The sequence below is a fragment of the Psychrobacter sp. Marseille-P5312 genome, assembly GCF_900291405.1.
GTDB lineage: Bacteria > Pseudomonadota > Gammaproteobacteria > Pseudomonadales > Moraxellaceae > Psychrobacter > Psychrobacter celer.
The window spans coordinates 144,087-162,544 of the sequence record NZ_OLML01000001.1; the positions used below are offsets into that span (position 1 = coordinate 144,087).

14 protein-coding genes are annotated in these 18,458 nt (G+C 46.8%); 3 read left to right on the forward strand and 11 right to left on the reverse strand.

Going from position 1 to position 18,458, the window contains the following annotated elements; translation table 11 throughout:
- Positions 1-108: 108 nt before the first annotated feature.
- Positions 109-2,655, reverse strand: a complete 2,547-nt coding sequence (gene clpA / locus C6W44_RS00685) for an ATP-dependent Clp protease ATP-binding subunit ClpA (protein ID WP_105243822.1) — start codon at positions 2,653-2,655, stop codon at positions 109-111.
- 484 nt (positions 2,656-3,139) lie between these two features.
- Positions 3,140-4,216, reverse strand: coding sequence for an RNA-guided endonuclease InsQ/TnpB family protein (locus C6W44_RS00690; protein ID WP_105243823.1), 1,077 nt, complete (start codon positions 4,214-4,216; stop codon positions 3,140-3,142).
- Positions 4,217-4,490: 274 nt separating this feature from the next.
- On the opposite strand from C6W44_RS00690, the gene C6W44_RS00695 reads away from it, so the two are divergent.
- Together C6W44_RS00695 and C6W44_RS00700 are read left to right on the forward strand one after the other, a co-directional pair.
- On the forward strand, positions 4,491-5,102 hold the full coding sequence (locus C6W44_RS00695; RefSeq protein WP_105243824.1) for an IS607 family transposase: 612 nt from the start codon (positions 4,491-4,493) through the stop codon (positions 5,100-5,102).
- Positions 5,099-6,253, forward strand: coding sequence for an RNA-guided endonuclease InsQ/TnpB family protein (locus tag C6W44_RS00700; RefSeq protein ID WP_093071385.1), 1,155 nt, complete (start codon positions 5,099-5,101; stop codon positions 6,251-6,253). The genes C6W44_RS00695 and C6W44_RS00700 overlap by 4 nt, the downstream gene beginning before the upstream one ends.
- 255 nt (positions 6,254-6,508) lie before the next feature.
- On the opposite strand, the gene C6W44_RS00705 is transcribed toward C6W44_RS00700, so the two are convergent.
- The 9 genes from C6W44_RS00705 to C6W44_RS00745 all read right to left on the reverse strand — a co-directional run bounded on the left by C6W44_RS00705 (position 6,509) and on the right by C6W44_RS00745 (position 17,890).
- A complete protein-coding gene (locus tag C6W44_RS00705; protein WP_105243825.1) occupies positions 6,509-6,907 on the reverse strand; it encodes an ATP-dependent Clp protease adaptor ClpS in 399 nt (132 codons plus the stop codon).
- A gap of 117 nt (positions 6,908-7,024) precedes the next feature.
- Positions 7,025-7,900, reverse strand: a complete 876-nt coding sequence (locus tag C6W44_RS00710; protein ID WP_105243826.1) for a hypothetical protein — start codon at positions 7,898-7,900, stop codon at positions 7,025-7,027.
- 113 nt (positions 7,901-8,013) lie between these two features.
- Positions 8,014-9,081 (reverse strand): N-acetyl-gamma-glutamyl-phosphate reductase, encoded by a 1,068-nt coding sequence (argC, locus tag C6W44_RS00715; RefSeq protein ID WP_105243827.1) that lies wholly within the window; start codon positions 9,079-9,081, stop codon positions 8,014-8,016.
- A 180-nt stretch (positions 9,082-9,261) separates the two neighbouring features.
- Positions 9,262-10,398 carry a uroporphyrinogen decarboxylase gene (gene hemE, locus C6W44_RS00720; protein ID WP_105243828.1) on the reverse strand — a complete coding sequence of 379 codons (1,137 nt, stop codon included), beginning with the start codon at positions 10,396-10,398 and terminating at the stop codon, positions 9,262-9,264.
- A gap of 278 nt (positions 10,399-10,676) precedes the next feature.
- Complete coding sequence (gene proB / locus C6W44_RS00725) at positions 10,677-11,849, reverse strand: glutamate 5-kinase (protein WP_105243829.1); 1,173 nt, start codon at positions 11,847-11,849, stop codon at positions 10,677-10,679.
- Between the two features lie 78 nt (positions 11,850-11,927).
- Positions 11,928-13,136: an Obg family GTPase CgtA gene (gene cgtA / locus C6W44_RS00730; protein WP_105243830.1), complete on the reverse strand. Its 1,209-nt coding sequence runs from the start codon at positions 13,134-13,136 to the stop codon at positions 11,928-11,930.
- A 226-nt stretch (positions 13,137-13,362) separates the two neighbouring features.
- Positions 13,363-14,808 carry a glyceraldehyde-3-phosphate dehydrogenase gene (locus C6W44_RS00735; protein WP_105243831.1) on the reverse strand — a complete coding sequence of 482 codons (1,446 nt, stop codon included), beginning with the start codon at positions 14,806-14,808 and terminating at the stop codon, positions 13,363-13,365.
- 192 nt (positions 14,809-15,000) lie between these two features.
- Positions 15,001-16,233: a lipocalin family protein gene (locus tag C6W44_RS00740; protein ID WP_105243832.1), complete on the reverse strand. Its 1,233-nt coding sequence runs from the start codon at positions 16,231-16,233 to the stop codon at positions 15,001-15,003.
- 505 nt (positions 16,234-16,738) lie between these two features.
- Entirely contained in the window at positions 16,739-17,890 is a 1,152-nt protein-coding gene (locus C6W44_RS00745) for an NUDIX domain-containing protein (RefSeq protein WP_227526313.1), read from the reverse strand.
- Between the two features lie 336 nt (positions 17,891-18,226).
- Here C6W44_RS00745 and hemP point away from each other — a divergent pair, with 336 nt between their 5' ends.
- The gene (gene hemP / locus C6W44_RS00750) at positions 18,227-18,385 is read left to right on the forward strand and encodes a hemin uptake protein HemP (protein ID WP_227672156.1); all 159 of its coding nucleotides are present in this window, start codon (positions 18,227-18,229) and stop codon (positions 18,383-18,385) included.
- Positions 18,386-18,458 lie beyond the last annotated feature (73 nt).

Here is an 18,458-nt window from a genome sequence, read left to right on the forward strand (position 1 = left end):
TAGTAAAATCAATCAACATAAATAAAAATGAGATGATGAATTATAACAATAAAAAAACGGCTACCGCACGAACATGGTAACCGTTCTTATTATATTAGTAGCAAAGCCTTAGCTGGCTAATGACTCAGAGTCTGGGTGCGGCTCGTGCGTCTCCACCACCGTCAGCACGATACGACTGTCTGCTGAGCCTGTATTGGCGCTCTGACCTTTTTCTAATGCAACAGCGTTTTCATCTTGTGCCTCAGGTGCCAAGGTCAGATGTACGACCCCGCCATTGACCAAGTCACCAAACAAAATCATGCTTGCGAGCGGCTTTTTGATTTCATCCTGTATCAAGCGCTGCATCGGACGCGCCCCCATTAGACGATCATAGCCTTTGTCCGCCAGATAGTCACGTACGTCATCGTCGATCTCTAATGTCACTTGTTTGTCATCGAGCTGTACTTGTAGCTCAACCAAGAACTTATCGACCACTGATACCACGACCGAGGTATCTAATGGATTGAACTGAATAATCGCATCCAAACGGTTACGGAACTCAGGGGTAAAGACCCGTTTTAACGCCTCAGTATTGTCACGGCTATGATCTTGCTGGGTAAAGCCCATGGACGAGCGGCTGATACTCTCCGCACCGACGTTGGTCGTCATGATGATAATCACCTGCTTAAAGACAGCAACGCGGCCATTATTATCCGTCAACGTACCATGGTCCATCACCTGCAGTAGCAAGTTAAAGACATCAGGATGGGCTTTTTCGATCTCATCTAGTAGCAGCACGCAATGCGGATGCTGATTGATTTTTTCGGTCAGCAAACCGCCTTGATCATAGCCAACATAGCCAGGAGGCGCGCCAATCAAACGTGATGCGGTGTGCGCTTCCATGTATTCTGACATATCAAAACGTACCAGCTCCACGCCGAGCAGGTTGGCCAACTGACGCGATACTTCTGTCTTACCTACCCCTGTTGGGCCGGCAAACATAAACGAGCCAATCGGCTTATCTGGCGCTTTGAGTCCAGCTCGCGACAGCTTGATGGCATCTGCCAAAGTCGTGATGGCTTCATCCTGACCAAACACCAAGTGCTTGAGGTCACGGTCCAAGTGCTCCAAGATACTCTTGTCATCACTGGACACCGATTTAGGCGGAATACGGGCAAGCTTAGCAATGATGGCTTCGATATCTGCCACATCGATTTTCATCGGTGCTTTTTTCACCTCAGTGGCTTGAGAGTCCTCATGAGACTTCTCGTTCGCATAGGCTTGATCTTCGGCTTTGGCAGTGTTTGCCTCCGCTTGCATCTCGCTGCTATAGTCTGTCTCAGCATCGTCCGCTGCTGCAACTGGTGTATCAAAATCCTGCTCTAAATCAGCGATGAAGCTTTCTTCTGCTGCGACATCATCAGCATCAGGGACGACACCCAAACGCTTATAGGCACCTGCCTCATCGATGACATCTATCGCCTTGTCTGGCAAAAAACGCTCATGGATGTGCTTGGCTGACAATTGAACTGCTGTGACCAATGCTTCATCACTATACTCGACATTGTGAAACTCTTCGTAACGCGGTTTAAGCCCGCGTAAAATATCGATAGTATCGTCGACACTTGGCTCTTTTACGTCGATTTTTTGGAAACGACGAGAAAGAGCATGATCCTTTTCAAACAACTGACGATACTCGGTAAAGGTGGTCGAGCCGATACAGCGCAGCTCGCCATTGGCAAGGGCCGGCTTGATCAGGTTTGAGACATCCATATTACTACTCATCGATGACCCTGCACCGATAATCATATGAATCTCATCAATAAACAAAATCGCATTGGGTTTTTTCTTTAACGCATCAAGCAAGGATTTCATGCGCTTCTCAAAATCACCGCGATACTTGGTGCCAGCGATAAGCGCGCCGATATCCAGACTATAAATCACGCAGCCATTCAATGGCTTTGGCGCTTTTTCGTTGATGATAAGCCACGCCAAACCTTCAGCGATAGAGGTCTTACCTACGCCTGGCTCGCCCACCAATAGCGGGTTGTTTTTGCGGCGACGGCATAGCACTTGTGCCGCCCGCTCAATCTCAGACGCGCGGCCGATAAGCGGATCGGTCTTACCTTCCGCGGCACGCTGGTTTAGATTGGTAGCGAACTCGACTAGCGGATCTTTACTGGTCTTTTCTGAGGCACCGCGGCGCTCACCTGTCATCGATGCACGTGGCTCTGATGGCTCATCTTTATCTTGACCATGCGAGAGATACTGCGTCAGCTCTAGACGGCTGATGCCTTGCTTTTTGAGCAAATATACTGCATAGGTGTCATGCTCTGAAAACATCGACACAAGAATATCCGAGCCTTCTACCAGACGGCCGCCGCCGATAGACTGTACGTGAAAGATAGCACGCTGCAAGATGCGATCAAAGCTTTGGGTTGGCTGCGGGGATTGCTCGGTATCAGCATCCACCGTCGGCGTGTGCTTATTAATATAAGCCTCAAGCTCGGTGCGTAGCGCTGAAACATTGGCATTACAAGCGGTTAGGGTGTTGGCGGCATGAGTGTTTTCTAGTAGCGCCAACAATAGATGCTCAACAGTGAGATACTCATGCGATTTTTGGCGCGCAAGCGTCATTGCTAAACGCAAAGAAACTTCAAGATGACGACTTAACATAAGGGCTTCCTACGGTTGTACCTATCTTTATAATTGATAGCTTTATGAATGAGTTAGTAAGTAAATCAGGGCGATAGATGGATTGTTCAAGGGCAATGGCGGCATAATTACTTGATATAAATCAATAATGCGGACCATAACCTCCCTGTTTTGGATACCCTTACCGATAAAAAGAGTCATCTATCGACGATTAAGCCTGCGCCGAGCAGTCGAGTACAGGGCATTATGACTCATATTCGCTTTTCTTTATCTCAACACGATATTTACCCATAGTCAATCTATTAACATCGACTAAAATGTATCGAAGCATATTGCGTCAAGACAGCAAGATAACAAGATAGACAAACAGGCAGGATAAGAAAGCAAACAACAAGGAGGCAAAGATACAGAAGTAAGGTGAAGAATGGGAACGTGATAGTGAATTCATTATAAAAACAGTACAGCGAGTTGACTTCCTCCCCTCCCTAAACGGAGGGGATACCTACTAAAGACGGTCAAGCCCGACCGCGAGAATGTTTTTTGCTCCATTAACATCTCTGTTATGGGTCGTTTTACAAGAACGACAAAACCATACTCTTATACCAAGACCTGATCTACCTTTCGGACTGTCTTGGCAAGAGCCGCAACATGAGCAGGTTTGGGTGCTGTACGCTTCATTGACTTCGATATAGTGGCAACCTGCGTTCGCGCATTTATAATCCAGTTGCCGCTTAATCTCAAACCAACCCGCGTCATAGACGGATTTGGCCAGTTTGGATGAAGTGAATGATGTTGATTTAATCTTTCCAACAACGATTAAGCTGTTGGCCTTAACAAGCTTTGATGTGAATTTATGGATCAGATCTTGACGGGTATTTTTGATCTTGGCGTGAATGGCCTTGACTCGCTTTTTGTTTTTAGCACGCCCAGCAATTGCCAGTTTTTCTGCGTATTGATGGGTGACTTTGATTTGTAGCTGATCACCATCACTACTGACCGCTGAATCCTTACAGCCTAAATCAACACCGACTTGGCCAGTACCACACTTAATCTTTGGAAACTCTTTGACGGTGATACAAGCATACCAATGGCCGCGATTGTCTTGTACCAATTCGCACGTGTTGATGTTGTAGAGGGCTAAATTGTAGCTATCCCACAGATCAATGATCAGCTTTTGGCGGTTAGCAAGGCTTAGTTGGATAGTGGACTTAAGGCTTTTCTTGCCTGACTGACGGGTTGCTAGGTGCTTAATAGCGGTCTTTTTAAAAGGAATCCAGCCCAAACTTCTTCTCTTGGCCTTTGGGTTGTTGGTGCGCCAGTTGAGTTTGGCTTTTTTAAACTGTTTACGGGATTTAGCGTGAACCTCACTAATCGCTTGCAAGGTTTGACTATGCAGATTTAGGTATTCACCCGCCCCTTTGGTATAAGCGGCCAAGTCATAGGCTGAAAAGAATTTGCCTGTGCGCTGTAAATGTTTAAAACTTAGCTCATTGACGTAATTCCAGACAAAGTTGACCGCACCAGCTAAGATATTGAGCTGAGCGGCGTGTTTGTCTTTGATGCGTAGTTTGAGCGTTTTCATGGATTAATTATGATCTCAATGGGTTTGGGTATCAAGGGGTTCGTCATACTGGGCAACAATGGCTGACGCCTGATATCTACGACCTAGAAGGATGTGGATATCAGGCGTTAGATGATAAAACATCGTTGTATTATCTCACTGCTTTATTTTTTCACTGTTTCATTGAGCGACTTGTATGGTGATGGGGGTTGCAAACAGTCAAATAAAATATATACAAACCTACCTATTTATTACTATAATAGATAGATTATATCTATAATATAGAGAGCAAGTTATGGGGAAACTGGTTAGTATTGGGGAGGCTGCCAAACATTTCGGGGTTGCTCAATCCACATTAAGACGTTGGGATGAGGATGGTACGTTAGTCGCCAAGCGAACCGAAAACGGGCATAGGCGATATGATTTAAGTGAAATCAGACCGCATTCCTTGAATACACCACCTAAATTAGACCGAAAAACCATTGCTTATGCTCGAGTGTCGAGTCGTGATCAAAAAGACGACTTACTTCGCCAGTCTCAAGTTTTGGAACTTTATTGTGCCAGGCAAGGCTGGACTTTTGAGACGATTACCGATCTTGGTAGTGGAATGAATTATAAAAAGAAAGGCTTAAAAAACCTGCTTGATGACATACTGAGCAATAAAGTTGAACGGCTGGTAATTACCCATAAAGACAGGCTTTTACGATTTGGTGCAGAACTGGTTTTCATGTTGTGTGAGGCTCGTGACGTTGAAGTGGTAATAATCAATCAAGGTGAAGAGTTGAGTTTTGAGCAAGAATTAGCCCAAGATGTATTGGAGATTATCACCGTATTTTCAGCGAGGCTATACGGCTCTTGCAGCAAGAAAAACCAACAATTAATAGAGGCGGTTAAAAAAGCATTATGATCCGTGGACACATTATCGAACTCAAGCCAAACAACGTACAGGCAAATCACCTTGCTCGTGCTTGTGGCGTGGCGAGAAAAGCCTACAACTGGGCTTTGCATGAGTGGCAGCGGCAGTATGCGCTTGACAAAGCGTACCGTGATGCGTGTTTGGCCGCAGGCGTTGAGGTTGATACTAAAAATCTAAACAAGCCCTCACAGGCGAAGCTCAGACGCGAATTGAACGCCATTAAGCGTGAATTATTCCCCTATATGCTGGAAGTGACCAAATGCGCTCCGCAGGCGGCAATCATGCAGTTGGGTGATGCTTATAACAACTTCTTTAAAGGCTTAGCGAAATACCCAACCGCTCGTAAAAAAGGCCGTGACGATAGATTCAGTTTATCCAACGACCAATTTGCCATTAAAGGTAAATCCATTCGTATCCCAAACTTGGGCTGGGTTCGCTTAAAAGAAGCTTTACGTTTTGACGGCAAGATCATGTCAGCCACCATCTCTAAACGTGGCGGTAAGTGGTTTGTTAGTGTGGCTGTTGAAATACAAAAAGCTGTAATTCCTACTAAAAAGACAGGTAAAAGCGTTGGTGTTGATCTTGGTATTACCGACTTACTGGTTTTATCAGACGGCACTAAAATTAAAGCGCCAAAACCACTTCAAGCAAACCTTAAAAAACTAAGAACGCTAAACAAAGCGCTCAGTCGCACTAAAAAAGGCAGTAAAAACAGAGAAAAAGCGAAAACCAAGCTCTCTCGTTTGCACTATAAGATCAGGTGTATTAGGCAAGATTCTCTCCATCAAATCACAACAAGTCTGGTTAATGAGTTCGATGTGATTGCGATTGAGGATTTGAATGTCAAAGGTATGGTTAAGAACAGGCGGCTATCAAGAGCTATCAGTGACTTGGGTTTCTTTGAGTTTAAGCGACAGCTTATCTACAAAGCCACTGAGCAAGGCAAGGTTGTGAAATCAGTCGGACCCTTCTACCCAAGCTCAAAAACCTGTTCAAACTGCAATCATATCCTTGGTAAAGATGAGCTAACATTGAAAATGCGTGAGTGGTTGTGCCCTAACTGTCAGGTTTCTCATGACCGTGACCTCAACGCCAGCATCAATATTTTAAATAACGCGACTGTTATTTTAACAGCTGCATAATCCTGTTTATTGGACGGTGAGTTCCATCGCCAATTAAAAAAGTCTGTGGAGTCGTGGTCAGTCTAAATCTCAAATGAGAAATAGCGCGTGACAATGAAGCAGAAAGAAAACGTCAAACCTATCTAATAGTCAATATTGGCTAGGTTTGAGTAAGATTTTTGGAACGGAATGACTGATAAACACCATCAACAACCATACTTATTCATTTCAGGCTTCCGTAAAGGTGTGGGCATCAGACGTCGCTATTATCCTTTATTACCCTTCCCCTTGATGTGGTTCGATTTGGGTCAATAACGGATACCCTTCGCGGTGAGCCAGACTGTTGACTTTTTTGGCCTTAGTTTCAGCGATATCTTTTGGGTAGATGCCTGCGATACCTTTACTACTATTATGAATAGTCAGCATAATCTCCACAGCAGCATCCATACTATGACGAAACTCCGACTGCAGGACATACACCACAAACTCCATCGGTGTGTAGTTGTCGTTGTACATGACCACCGCATACATCGGCGGCTTGGCGATTTCTGGCTCAGCCACCAGTACGTCTGCTTGCGGTGAGGTTTCCTCTTCTGTATCACCATCTTGGGCACGGTGGGCGGGTAGGTTTGGAAAGTGCCAATCGCATACCATTGGCGCATCGTGTAGTGTCATTTGTTTTATCATAATCAAAGTATAATTATAAGGTAAGTTTGAAGTTATAGAAGTGATAACAAGCAGGCAGACTATTATTGTCTATTATTGATGTCGATCTGAACAGACAGACGGCCGCTAGTCTGTCGCACTCTTTGGTTCAATCGGGCTTTCATCCACCTCAGGCAGATCCAATAAAGACAGCGGCATATTGTCCACCCTGTCGCCCAGCTTCCAGTCATACAGCTGCTCTACTTGCTGATTGCCTGCTTGCAAGCTGAGTTTGACTTGTAGAGGTTTAAAGCCTGATGGCATCATAAAGCGACCACGAATACGTACGATACCTTCTATCATATGGTTTGCCGGATCAAGTGGCACTTCGACCAGCTCGCCATCATTGAGCAAGGTCAAAGTTGGTCTTAGACGTTTGGCTGAGCCATCCGCACTGAGCATACCAATATCAAACCCATACTCAAAAGCATTCTCAGGTAGTGGCTCAATCTTAGCCCCCAGTACTTTTAGTGGCATGCCGCCTTTTTCAGTGAGTGCCTCTGCATACACGTCATTTAGCTGCGTCAGTTGGCGATTTTCTACTGTCAGCGCTTGCTGGTTTTCACGCAGTTCATGTAAGTTTGCCAAGCTAATAGCCAGCTCTTGCTTGGCAGTGGCGGCTTGATTGGTCGCAACCTTATTACTCAGACGCAAATCCTCCAGCTCTTTACTGGCCTCTTTGCTATCAATGATCGCTTGTTTGGCTTCGTTTTGCATCGAGTGAGCACCGCGCTGATAGCCAAGCTTATGACCAAACATCAGCCCCACAATCGCGGTGACCAGTATCACCACCACAAACAAAGCCAATACCAATGACGAAGCGCCTTGCTGCGTGCGCCCGATATTGCTCGCCACGCTGTTTTTAAAAGACTGCTTCCTTTGCTCCATATCGCATGGAGCAAAGGCTTGGCATGGTACACATGCTGGCTGCGGGCTAAGGCGTAGTGCAATCTGAATACGCATTTAGACAGTATCTCTTAATAGTAAGGGCAAGTTAGTATAGCGGAATTTATAATCAATACCTAGCACCATAAATGTGAATGACAAGTTGAGAAAAAAGCGAACAAAACAACACCTTAAGGAACAATAGGTGCAAAATTCAATCCCAATGACTCCTCAAGCCCAAACATGACATTCATATTTTGTACCGCTTGTCCTGCTGCTCCTTTTACGAGGTTATCCTGTACCACGATCACTGTCAGCTCAGCGTGCTCGTTGTCTTGATGTATCGCTATACGCAAACGGTTACTGGCGCGGACACTGCGGGTATCTGGATAATTGCCTTTGGGCATGACATCGATAAATGGCTCACTTGCATAAGCATTCTCGAAGGCTTGCTGCCAGTCAATAGCCGTCCCAGCCTCTGTCATCTCCATATGAATGGAGCTGAGCATACCGCGTATCATCGGCACCAAATGCGGTAAAAAACGAATGCGATGCGTAAACTGACTGCCTAGTAACTGTGCCACACCCTGCTCGATCTCAGGCAGGTGACGATGCCCCTCAACGCTATAAGCCTTAAAATTATCTGTCGTTTCGGTATAATTGAGCGCAAGTTTTGCCTGACGTCCAGCGCCTGAGACACCAGATTTTGCATCAATGACGATACGCGGCTCGATCAGCCTATCTGCTTGGGTGTTTTGTTTTTCGATAATAGGCTTGAGACCTAAAATCGCCGTGGTAGGATAACAACCAGGGTTGCCCACGACCAGCGCCTCGGCAAGCTTGGCACGATTGACCTCAGGTAAGCCATAAACAGCCGTTTTTAGCAGCTCAGGGCAGGCATGCGACTGCTGATACCAGTGCTCAAAATCCGTCAAGGACTGCAAACGAAAATCAGCAGCCAAATCGATGACCTTAACGCCCGCTTGCGTGAGCGCCTCGGCCTGCTTCATCGCCACCCCATGAGGGGTTGCAAAAAACACCACATCGCACTTTTGTAACGCCCCAAGTGTATCTTCACCCAAATCACTAAAAACGATGTCTGATATACCGCGTAAGCTTGGAAATATCTCATCAGCGCGCGTACCCGCCTCGCTACGTGACGTTAGCAAATCAAGAGACACGTTGGGGTGGGCAGACAATAAGCGAATAAGCTCAATACCTGTATAGCCTGTACCGCCGACAATAGCTGCTGAAATCATAAGATATCCTTTTTTACTTGTTTTTTTACTTGAGTAACATCATGCCTAAAAATAAGGTAACCAGAAAACAAACGCAAGTATCGCTCTACTCCCATCAAACTCGCTGACAGTACCCGTTGCGGGATTCGACTGGCGATAAGCATTTGCTCTCACATCAAAGCATGGCTCATGCGCTATAAACTAAAGTTTATAGTCATGAACCGCATCAATAAACACCTTGGCATTGTCAGGGTTGACCCACTGCGTGATACCGTGACCTAAGTTTGCCACGTAGCCTGTTTTTTCGCCATCTGCATAGGCTCTATCGAGCATCGCCGTTACTTCTGCGCGGATGGTGGCAGGCGAGCCGTACAAGGTTGCTGGATCTAAGTTGCCTTGTAGTGCTTTGCTGCTCTGTAGTTTTTTGTGCTGCTTGGTCAATTGACGCTGGCTCTCATTGAGCACTTGGCGCGCGCGATCTAGCGGCATGGTCCAGTCTAGCCCGAGTGCGTCCGCCTGACTGTCTGCTTGCACATCGAGCCACAGGCCACCGCCTTTGGTAAATAGCACCACTGGGATCTGCGGGTGACGAATCTTTAGCTCAGCGACGATACGCTTATTATAGGCATGAGAGAAGTCAACGAACTGACGATGACCAAGCGTGCCGCCCCAGCTATCAAATATCTGTAAAATCTGAGCACCAGCGACCACTTGAGCATCCAAATAATCCACCACTGCGCTAGCCAACTTATCCAATAACTGATGCAAAAACTCAGGATTGCTATACAAAAAACCTTTGGTATAACGATAGTCCTTTGAGCTGCCGCCTTCGATCATATAAGTGGCTAGTGTCCAAGGGCTACCAGAAAACCCAAATAAGGGTACTTGGCCATTTAGCGCCTGACGAATACTGGTCACCGCACGCATGACATAATCAAGCGAGTCATTCATATCCAGCACTGGCAGTCTATCAAGGTCTGCCTGCTGACGAATCGGGTACTTGAACTTTGGGCCCTCGCCTGTCTCAAAATACAAACCCAAACCCATCGCATCAGGAATGGTCAAAATATCACTAAATAAAATCGCTGCATCTAAATCATAACGACGCAGTGGCTGCAAGGTGACCTCGGTGGCACGCGCAGTGTCTTTACACAAGCTCATAAAATCGCCAGCCTCTGCCCGCGTGGCTTTATATTCTGGTAAATAACGGCCAGCTTGACGCATCATCCAAACAGGGGTGGTATCAACAGCCTCAAAGCGTAAGGCACGTAGCAATCTATCGTTTTTTAACGGCACAAACGTTTGCTGAGCCGAATGATTATTGTCTGAAGCACTCATGTACAAATCTCCAAAACCGCACAGTATTTATATCTCTTTGCATACTGTACTGGATAAATAAAGTGAATAAAAAATGATAAACGCTGATAACGTATAGATGGCGGCATATAAATACTAAAAACCGTCTCATGAGTTGATAGGAGTGCCCAAAGCTTAAGCTTAAATGCCATTTATTATTAGGGCGTGTCCTCAATCAAATATCTATCGCTAGATATCTATCGATAAAAATAAGGACACGCCTTCGTCATTGAAAATAGCGATCAGACCGCTAAATAGGATCAGACGGTCAGTGCTAGATTGTCTCGGTGCACCATGACCACGCGCTCTTCATGATTGCCAAGTATCTTATCAAACTCCTCAGTTCGCTCACGAGCCACACGGCGCGCATCACGAGATGAAAAGTTGACTTGGCCGACCGCGATACGCTCGCCTGTGTCTTGGTGCACCACCTCTACCACATCGCCTTCATCAAAATCGCCGCGTACCTCTACCACCCCGACAGGCAATAAGCTCTTATGATGCTCGACCAACGCCTTAGCCGCTCCAGCATCGACGATCAGGGTGCCTGACATGCGTAGATGGGCGGCCAGCCACTGTTTGCGGGCGATGATTTTATCTTCATCATTGGTGGTCAACAGCGTACCCACCGCCTCGCCTGAGACCACTCGCGTGATGACATCATCGATCGCCCCACTGACAATCACCGTCGGACAGCCGCCCATAGCAGCAAGGCGACCGGCGCGGATCTTAGTCAGCATACCGCCGCGCCCAAGCTTGCCGCCATCACCTGCGATATCAAACAAATAATCTGCCATCGCGCGCTCTTGGCGAATCATCTTGGCATTGGGGTTGTCACGCGGGTTGTCTGTAAAGACGCCTTCTTGGTCTGTGAGGATAATATACAAATCTGCATTGACCATCGCCGCTGCCATCGCGCCCAATGTGTCATTGTCACCAAACTTAATCTCATCAATAGTGATGGTATCATTTTCATTGATGACCGGCAGGACGCGCCAGTCCAACAATTGGGTCAAGGCGCCAGTAGTATTTAGGTAACGACTACGGTTGGACAAATCATCGTGTGTCAGCAAAAGCTGTGAGCTTTGGATACCGTGTTGAATCAAAGCCGACCACCAGGTCTCAATCAAACCCATCTGACCAATAGATGCACACGCTTGCAAGGCGGCAAGCTTCCGTGGGCGCTCCTCAAGGTTCATACGTACCACACCTTCGGCAACTGCACCAGAGGACACCAGCAGCACTTCCACGCCTTGCTTATGCAGCTTTGCAATTTGCTTGGCCCATTCGTAAATGGCAGTTCGATCCAGCCCTCGGCCGTTATTGGTTAATAACGATGAGCCAATCTTGACAATAACGCGCTGAATATCAAAGTTGCGAGTTTGCTTAATAAACCTTGCTTCTTCGGTCGTATTTGCTATGTCATCTGCCATATAAACTCCTGTGTCTTGTATCAATTGATTACGGGGGTTGCTCTAAACATTTAAGTATATCAGCTTAAGCATCATAGCTTAAGGCACATAAACCACCTCAACGCCATCTTCGTCGTCATCTAAGCGATCATCGCTGTTATCTATGCCTTCACGCGCAGCTCGGCGAGCGGCTCTATATGCTTCGCGCTGGGCTTCGGTATTTAGGCGAACTTCTTCTTCTAAACGCGCGAAACGCTCTTTTTGTGCTTCAGCAAAGATAGGGTCTTCTATCTCGCGCTCGCGCTCACGCTCAATATCGTTCATCAGGTGGTATTTGACCGCGTCCACCCCCTCCCCAGTCAAGGTAGAGGTGCGAAAGACCATACCTGTCCAGCCAAGTTCAGCCACGATATGCGTACACAGCTCGTTTAAGTCTTCCTCAGCGACCTGATCGATTTTGTTGAGTACCAAAATCTGCGGGAGGTTGGCCAATTCAGGTGAAAAACGCTCAAGCTCATTTAAGATCACGCGGGCGTTTTCTACCGGATCACTGCCATCGACGGGCTTGACATCGACTAAGTGTAACAGACGACGCGTACGAGCCACGTGCTTTAAAAAGCGAATACCCAGCCCAGCCCCTTCGGATGCGCCTTCGATCAAGCCTGGGATATCTGCCATGACAAACGAGCGATGGCGACCGATATCAACGACGCCTAAGTTTGGCACCAACGTGGTAAAGGGATAATCCGCCACCTTTGGTTTGGCAGCCGAGACCTGACGGATAAAGGTGGATTTACCCGCATTGGGCAAACCGACCAATCCCACATCAGCGACGACTTTTAACTCAAACTTAAGTACTTTTAATTCGCCCTCAAAACCTGAAGTCGCCTTGCGCGGTGCTTGGTTGGTCGAGCTTTTGAAATGGGTATTGCCCAGACCACCATCGCCGCCCTTAGCAACCAATAGCGTCTGACCAATTTCGACCAAATCTCCTAATACTTCGTCCGTCTCGGTATCGACCACCGTCGTACCGACCGGCACAGGCAGATAAATATCCTCTGAGCCTTTGCCTGAACAGTTTTTACTTTGTCCATTTTCACCGCGTTTTGCATCATAGCGGCGCGTATAACGATAGTCCACTAGGGTGTTGGTATTGTCATCAGCAATGACATAGACATCACCGCCGCTACCACCATCACCGCCATCAGGGCCACCACGTGGGACATATTTTTCTCGGCGAAAACTGGCGATTCCGTTACCACCGTCACCTGCTTTTACCGTTACGACGGCTTCATCAATAAATCGCATCTTACGTTCCTTAATTTACAATCCAGTCTATAACTGGCTACAACCAGCGGCTGTATTTTAGGTTTTTGCTAGGGGGTGTTGTCATGACGACTGCCAAAGTCCCATTGTTGGTGCTTAGCACTGAGTAGTTAGCGCTTAGCCTTCATGATGACAATAACACCCGATAACCAATCGGACTATCGGGTGCTTTATATTATATTTGAGTTTGCAGCGCTTAGCTTACGTTTTATGCAGGAATTTGCGTATAGCTAATGCCAGCCATCTGGGTAGCCAAACGCAAGACCTGAGTACTATAGCCTACTTCGTTGTCATACCAGATATATACGATGGCATGATTATCAGTCAAAATAGTTGCTTGCGCATCGACGATACCGACATGAGTGGTCCCAACAAAGTCGGTCGACACCGCTTCAGTCGAGTCTGTATAAGCGATTTGCGACTGCCAAGTGTGACTGTTGGCGATTTTGCGCATAAATGCATTTAACGCATCAGCGCTCTCTGGCGCGGTTTTTAGATTTAAGTTCAAAATCGCAAGACTCACGTTGGGGGTCGGAACGCGAATGGCATTGCCAGTTAGCTTACCACTGAGCTCCGGTAACGCTTTACCGACTGCTTTTGCAGCGCCTGTGCTGGTGATGACCATGTTCAATACGGCACTACGGCCGCGGCGGTCTGATTTGTGATAGTTATCAATTAGGTTTTGATCATTGGTAAATGAGTGAATGGTCTCGACGTGACCGTTTTCGATACCGTACTCATCGTTTAGTACTTTTAGCGTTGGGGTAATAGCGTTGGTGGTACAGCTGGCTGCGCTAACAATAGTATCATCGCCGACTGTGTCATTGTTGACACCATACACGACGTTTTTGATATCACCGCCTGCTGGTGCGGTTAGGAGTACTTTTTTGACACCAGTAGATTGCAAGTGCTTACCAAGGCCATCTTCGTCTTTCCAGATACCTGTGTTGTCGATCACCAATGCATCAGCGATGCCATAAGCGGTATAATCGATGGTGCTTGGATCATTGGCATAAATCACTTGTACAAAGCGACCATTGATGATCAGGCCGTTGTTGTCTTCATCAACCGTCACGCCGCCAGCAAAACTACCATGGATAGAGTCGCGCTCTAACAACGACGCACGCTTGGCCAGATCGCCTGCTTTTGCAGGACGTACGACGATGGCTTTTAGCTGCAAGCCTTTGGCGCTAGATGCTTGCGATAACAATAGGCGAGTCAAGATACGACCGATACGGCCAAAACCGTATAGTACCACGTCAGTGGCGCTGTTCATCGCCCCTTGCTCATGGTTGACGGCTTGCAGAGCAGCCTGTACGTCAGTGTCAGAGGCGATCAGCTGGCCGACATCGATACGAGCGGCTTGAAGGTCTTTATTTTCTGCCAAAGTTTTTACCATGGCCAAGGTGTCAGCGACCTGGATGGTCTTTGCGCCTTGCTCACGCAATGCTACTTTTTGATGCAGTGCCAATATTTGACCCACTGAGCTGGTATCTAGCGTTTCGCCGAACAAAGTCACTTGTACGTCTTGCTCATTATAAAGCTTATTTAGCAGCCCCATTAGCTCAATGGCTTGTTGCTCTTGGGTGTTGTAGTTGCTCAAGTGGTCTTGATGTAATTGGCGTAAGGTATCAGCGTTGCTCACGAGAAACATCCTTATGGTCAGTAATGTATGATCAGTAAAGTATAAAGAAAAATAAATAGATGGGCAGTATAGGCTCTAAGCGTTGACACTTATGGAGTCATCAAGACTCTCGATTTTGGTTATTTGCGTTAGAGTATGTAGAGCGCCTAGATTTTAGCCTAAAACGCCCTATTTTGCCAGTCATTAACCACGCGAACAGGATTATGGGACCAAGTTGACCGTTTGTTTGGACTGCGGTGTCAGCTCAAATTCTTTTAAATCGTAGCCTTGTTGCTGGGCAATTTGACGATATTTGGCGTACGTTTCTTGAGCGATATCTGGTGAGCGTGCCAGCAACCAAAGATAGTCTTTGTCAGGCGTCCCTACCAAGGCAGTTTTATAATCGCCATCACGTGCCAGCACCCAATAGTCGGCACGGCCCACTGGCAGCCAGCGTATCCACGATGGCAAAAACGTAACCTTGAGTTTACTACCAGTGGCATCGGCAGGTTTGGCCAAACCGTCAGCAACGATCTCTGCGCCGTCACTATCCAAGCACTTGTTGGTGACGATAACGCCCGAGCCGTCCGTCTTTTGCGTATAGTTGGCCGTCACATCGCCTGCGCAGTTACGTTGAAAATACATCGGCAAGCGGCCTATTTCATACCACGTCCCCGCGTATTTGTTTAGATCTACACTATCGACTGTGGTCGGCGTGGTCGCAGATTTATGGATGATATCACTTGGCTGCACAGCTAGTGTCCCTGTCATTTCAGCGCTGCTGGTCTTTGCCACTGTGCTTGGTTTTGCCGCTGTGGTTGTCTCAGGCGAAGCAGCATAAGCAGAAAACGCCGCCAGAGGTATGATAATCGCTAATGCTATGCCTGTGTGCTTGATCAATCCATTCATAAATACGCGCTCCGGTATTTCGCTGTATGAGTCTGTATAAGACGTAGAGCTGTAGGATGTCTGTCCATCAGCTGTTGATGAGCTAGGCTTTGATGACGCGCCTACTTTCTTAGACTTGTCGTAGGTATTAAGAGCGCCTTTCTGCATGATTGCATCCACAGGCGTTTGTCCATGACCCGTCAGGCACTTTGACGTTGTGTGCTTATCTTTTGGCGGCGAGGTTACTTGGATGTCATCCATCATGGCAGAGTCTTCTATTTTGGCAGGTTTTTTGCTCACCTTTTTATAACCAAAATAATTGTCTTGTAAAGACACCTGAGTGGGCGCTGGCTGCGAATACCTGCTGCTCGCTATCTCATCTACCAGATCATCACGATAGCTGGCATCATTGCTGGCAGCATGACTGACATTGTCTGTTTGCTGTGCGCTGCTTTTGGTCAATTCACTGTGTAAATAGCAGTCGCTAAATGAACTGCTCTGCTGAGATTGAGAACCAGCTTCCTGTGAATCAGACCAAGCTGATTTAGGTAACTTATTGGTTTTCATAGATATACCGTATTTATTATGTCTGTTAAATATGCTTTATACATTGTCAATTTTATACATTGTAGATAACACCTAATGGGTGTAATCGTGGTCTTACCCTGAGCTTATAAAGGCATTGTTCTCTATCGCCCGGCTTTCTATATAATATGATTAAGCTAAATGCCTGAAGATTTAGGTAAGCATCAACGCGCCTTTTTATTAAATACTATTTACTAAATGCTGTGTCTGCCATACTGTTTTTATAATAAGGTATCGTTTGGATAAGCGATGAACAGTCAGCTGCTTAGGCGCGCTTTAATCGGTATTTAATTGACTTTGTTAGACGGTATATATTAAGACCAGCCACCCCACAAAAACAGTGTCGCAATGTAGGGAAACGCAACGGTTTGTAAGTAAGTATGTGTTTATGATGCAATATAAATACATGTTTACCAAGCAGATAAATACGCTAAAAAATCAGTGGCTTAGCCGACTTAATATTTGTTGTGTTTTTGCGGTTTTGGGCCTATAAAAACTGACGAATACCCGCCACACTGACGCCGCCGTATTGCTTGGCCTTATCGATCATTGACGGCGATAATCCACCCAAACCAATGACGGGCATGTCAGCCAGTTTGGTCAGTGCAGACCATGCCTGCCAGCCAAGTGGCGCAGTATCGGGATGGGTTTGGGTAGACAGGATGGGCGATACAAAAATACCGATGATAGGCGGCAGTTGCTGCTGAATACGCATGCGTGCCAGCTGGTTGGCGGCGGCGATGCTCTCGCTATCATGACAGCTGACGATAAGTGGCTGCCCTGCGGGTATTGAGTCGGCAGCTGCCGTCTGACCATATTGGCTATGTTGCCAGTGCAGCAGCTCCGTGTGAGTCAGATGGTATGCGCTGATGGACTGGTGTGCCATTAGCGCCTGAGAGGTGGGCGCCTCCCTGATCTCAGCGCTACTAAAGCCATCATTAGTCAATGGCAAAATAGCCTGAATATCTGGTCGCCTCTGCATGAGCTGGGCAATTGTGCGGTCAGCGCGTGACACACTTGCGTCTTTGAGCCGTACATACACCCACGCACTGGGCAAAAGGTGCTGCTGGTGGTAGGCCAGCCATGCTGCCGCTGGATCGGTGTGGCCGCCAAAATGCGCTAAGGGATAAGTGATGGCGATGGCAGGTGGCAGCTGCAGCCACTGTAAAATCGTACGATTGGCCGCTGGCAACGGGTACTCACCTGCCAGTAACGCTCGCTTATCCACCCACTTGAGCGCCTGCCCCTCTAGACCATACTCAGCCAGTTTATGCTGCTCGTATTGCTCTGCTGTCAGCTCAATTTGATATACCTGCAAGCTGACCTGCTTATCACCATAGTCGTGATGGATACGGCCAAGCTTGACCATCAGGTTGTCAGCGACGTTGATACCTGTCTCTTCGGCCACTTCTCGTATTAACGCCCGCTTGGCACCCTCCTGTTCTTCGATCTTGCCACCGACAAACTCATAAAGACTGCCCTGATGCTGCGCGGCATGACGAAACCCAAGGAGATAGCAGTTTTTATAATAAATGACAGCCACGGCGACATTGACAACGTTGGCGCTAGCATTGGCTTTGGTGCTGGCAGGCATGTGGGCAGTGTTGGTAATGAGCGAAGGATGGTTTATGCGGGTCATGAGGGTCCTTGAGGGCATTAATAGCTACTTGAATAGCTACTTGGAAATAGTAATGATAGTAGTGATGGATGATATTGATGACGAAATACTGACTGCGCTCTGACTGTCTTTAGCGGTGCGCTAATTTTAGCAAACGGCTGGTTTTCGATATTCTGCGAGCACAAAAAAGTGGTTGATGACAAAGGGATTTATATAAGTTTACATAATAACTGCATTTTATTTTATCAATTGGCTTGCAAAATCATTAAATCTAAATGATAATTATTATCGTTAAAGGTAGTAGTTCTATTGCCACTTATTGTTTTATCACTTTATCAAAAGGAATTTATTATGAGCATGGTCATCTCTCGTTACTTAAACTGTCGCGAAAATCGTCTGCCTACTTTGCAGTCGCAGCACCTATTTGCCTTAACCAAAGAAGTCCGTATCGAACATGAGGGCGAAGAGTATCGCCTGCGCCTAACTCGTAATAACCGTTTGATTTTGACCAAATAAATTGATATCTGTCTGTTATCAGACATCCTCGATAATAAAAAACGCCTTGTATCAAAGGCGTTTTTTATTAGAG

Excerpts from the sequence above, each read along its gene's own strand:
- proB (WP_105243829.1), bottom strand. The coding sequence starts at position 11,849 with ATGGCAGATGACATAGCAAATACGACCGAAGAAGCAAGGTTTATTAAG.
- clpA (WP_105243822.1), bottom strand. The coding sequence starts at position 2,655 with ATGTTAAGTCGTCATCTTGAAGTTTCTTTGCGTTTAGCAATGACGCTT.
- hemP (WP_227672156.1), top strand. The coding sequence starts at position 18,227 with ATGGTCATCTCTCGTTACTTAAACTGTCGCGAAAATCGTCTGCCTACT.
- argC (WP_105243827.1), bottom strand. The coding sequence starts at position 9,081 with ATGATTTCAGCAGCTATTGTCGGCGGTACAGGCTATACAGGTATTGAG.
- C6W44_RS00690 (WP_105243823.1), bottom strand. The coding sequence starts at position 4,216 with ATGAAAACGCTCAAACTACGCATCAAAGACAAACACGCCGCTCAGCTC.
- C6W44_RS00700 (WP_093071385.1), top strand. The coding sequence starts at position 5,099 with ATGATCCGTGGACACATTATCGAACTCAAGCCAAACAACGTACAGGCA.
- C6W44_RS00705 (WP_105243825.1), bottom strand. The coding sequence starts at position 6,907 with ATGACACTACACGATGCGCCAATGGTATGCGATTGGCACTTTCCAAAC.
- cgtA (WP_105243830.1), bottom strand. The coding sequence starts at position 13,136 with ATGCGATTTATTGATGAAGCCGTCGTAACGGTAAAAGCAGGTGACGGT.
- C6W44_RS00735 (WP_105243831.1), bottom strand. The coding sequence starts at position 14,808 with ATGTTTCTCGTGAGCAACGCTGATACCTTACGCCAATTACATCAAGAC.
- hemE (WP_105243828.1), bottom strand. The coding sequence starts at position 10,398 with ATGAGTGCTTCAGACAATAATCATTCGGCTCAGCAAACGTTTGTGCCG.
- C6W44_RS00740 (WP_105243832.1), bottom strand. The coding sequence starts at position 16,233 with ATGAAAACCAATAAGTTACCTAAATCAGCTTGGTCTGATTCACAGGAA.
- C6W44_RS00695 (WP_105243824.1), top strand. The coding sequence starts at position 4,491 with ATGGGGAAACTGGTTAGTATTGGGGAGGCTGCCAAACATTTCGGGGTT.
- C6W44_RS00745 (WP_227526313.1), bottom strand. The coding sequence starts at position 17,890 with ATGACCCGCATAAACCATCCTTCGCTCATTACCAACACTGCCCACATG.
- C6W44_RS00710 (WP_105243826.1), bottom strand. The coding sequence starts at position 7,900 with ATGCGTATTCAGATTGCACTACGCCTTAGCCCGCAGCCAGCATGTGTA.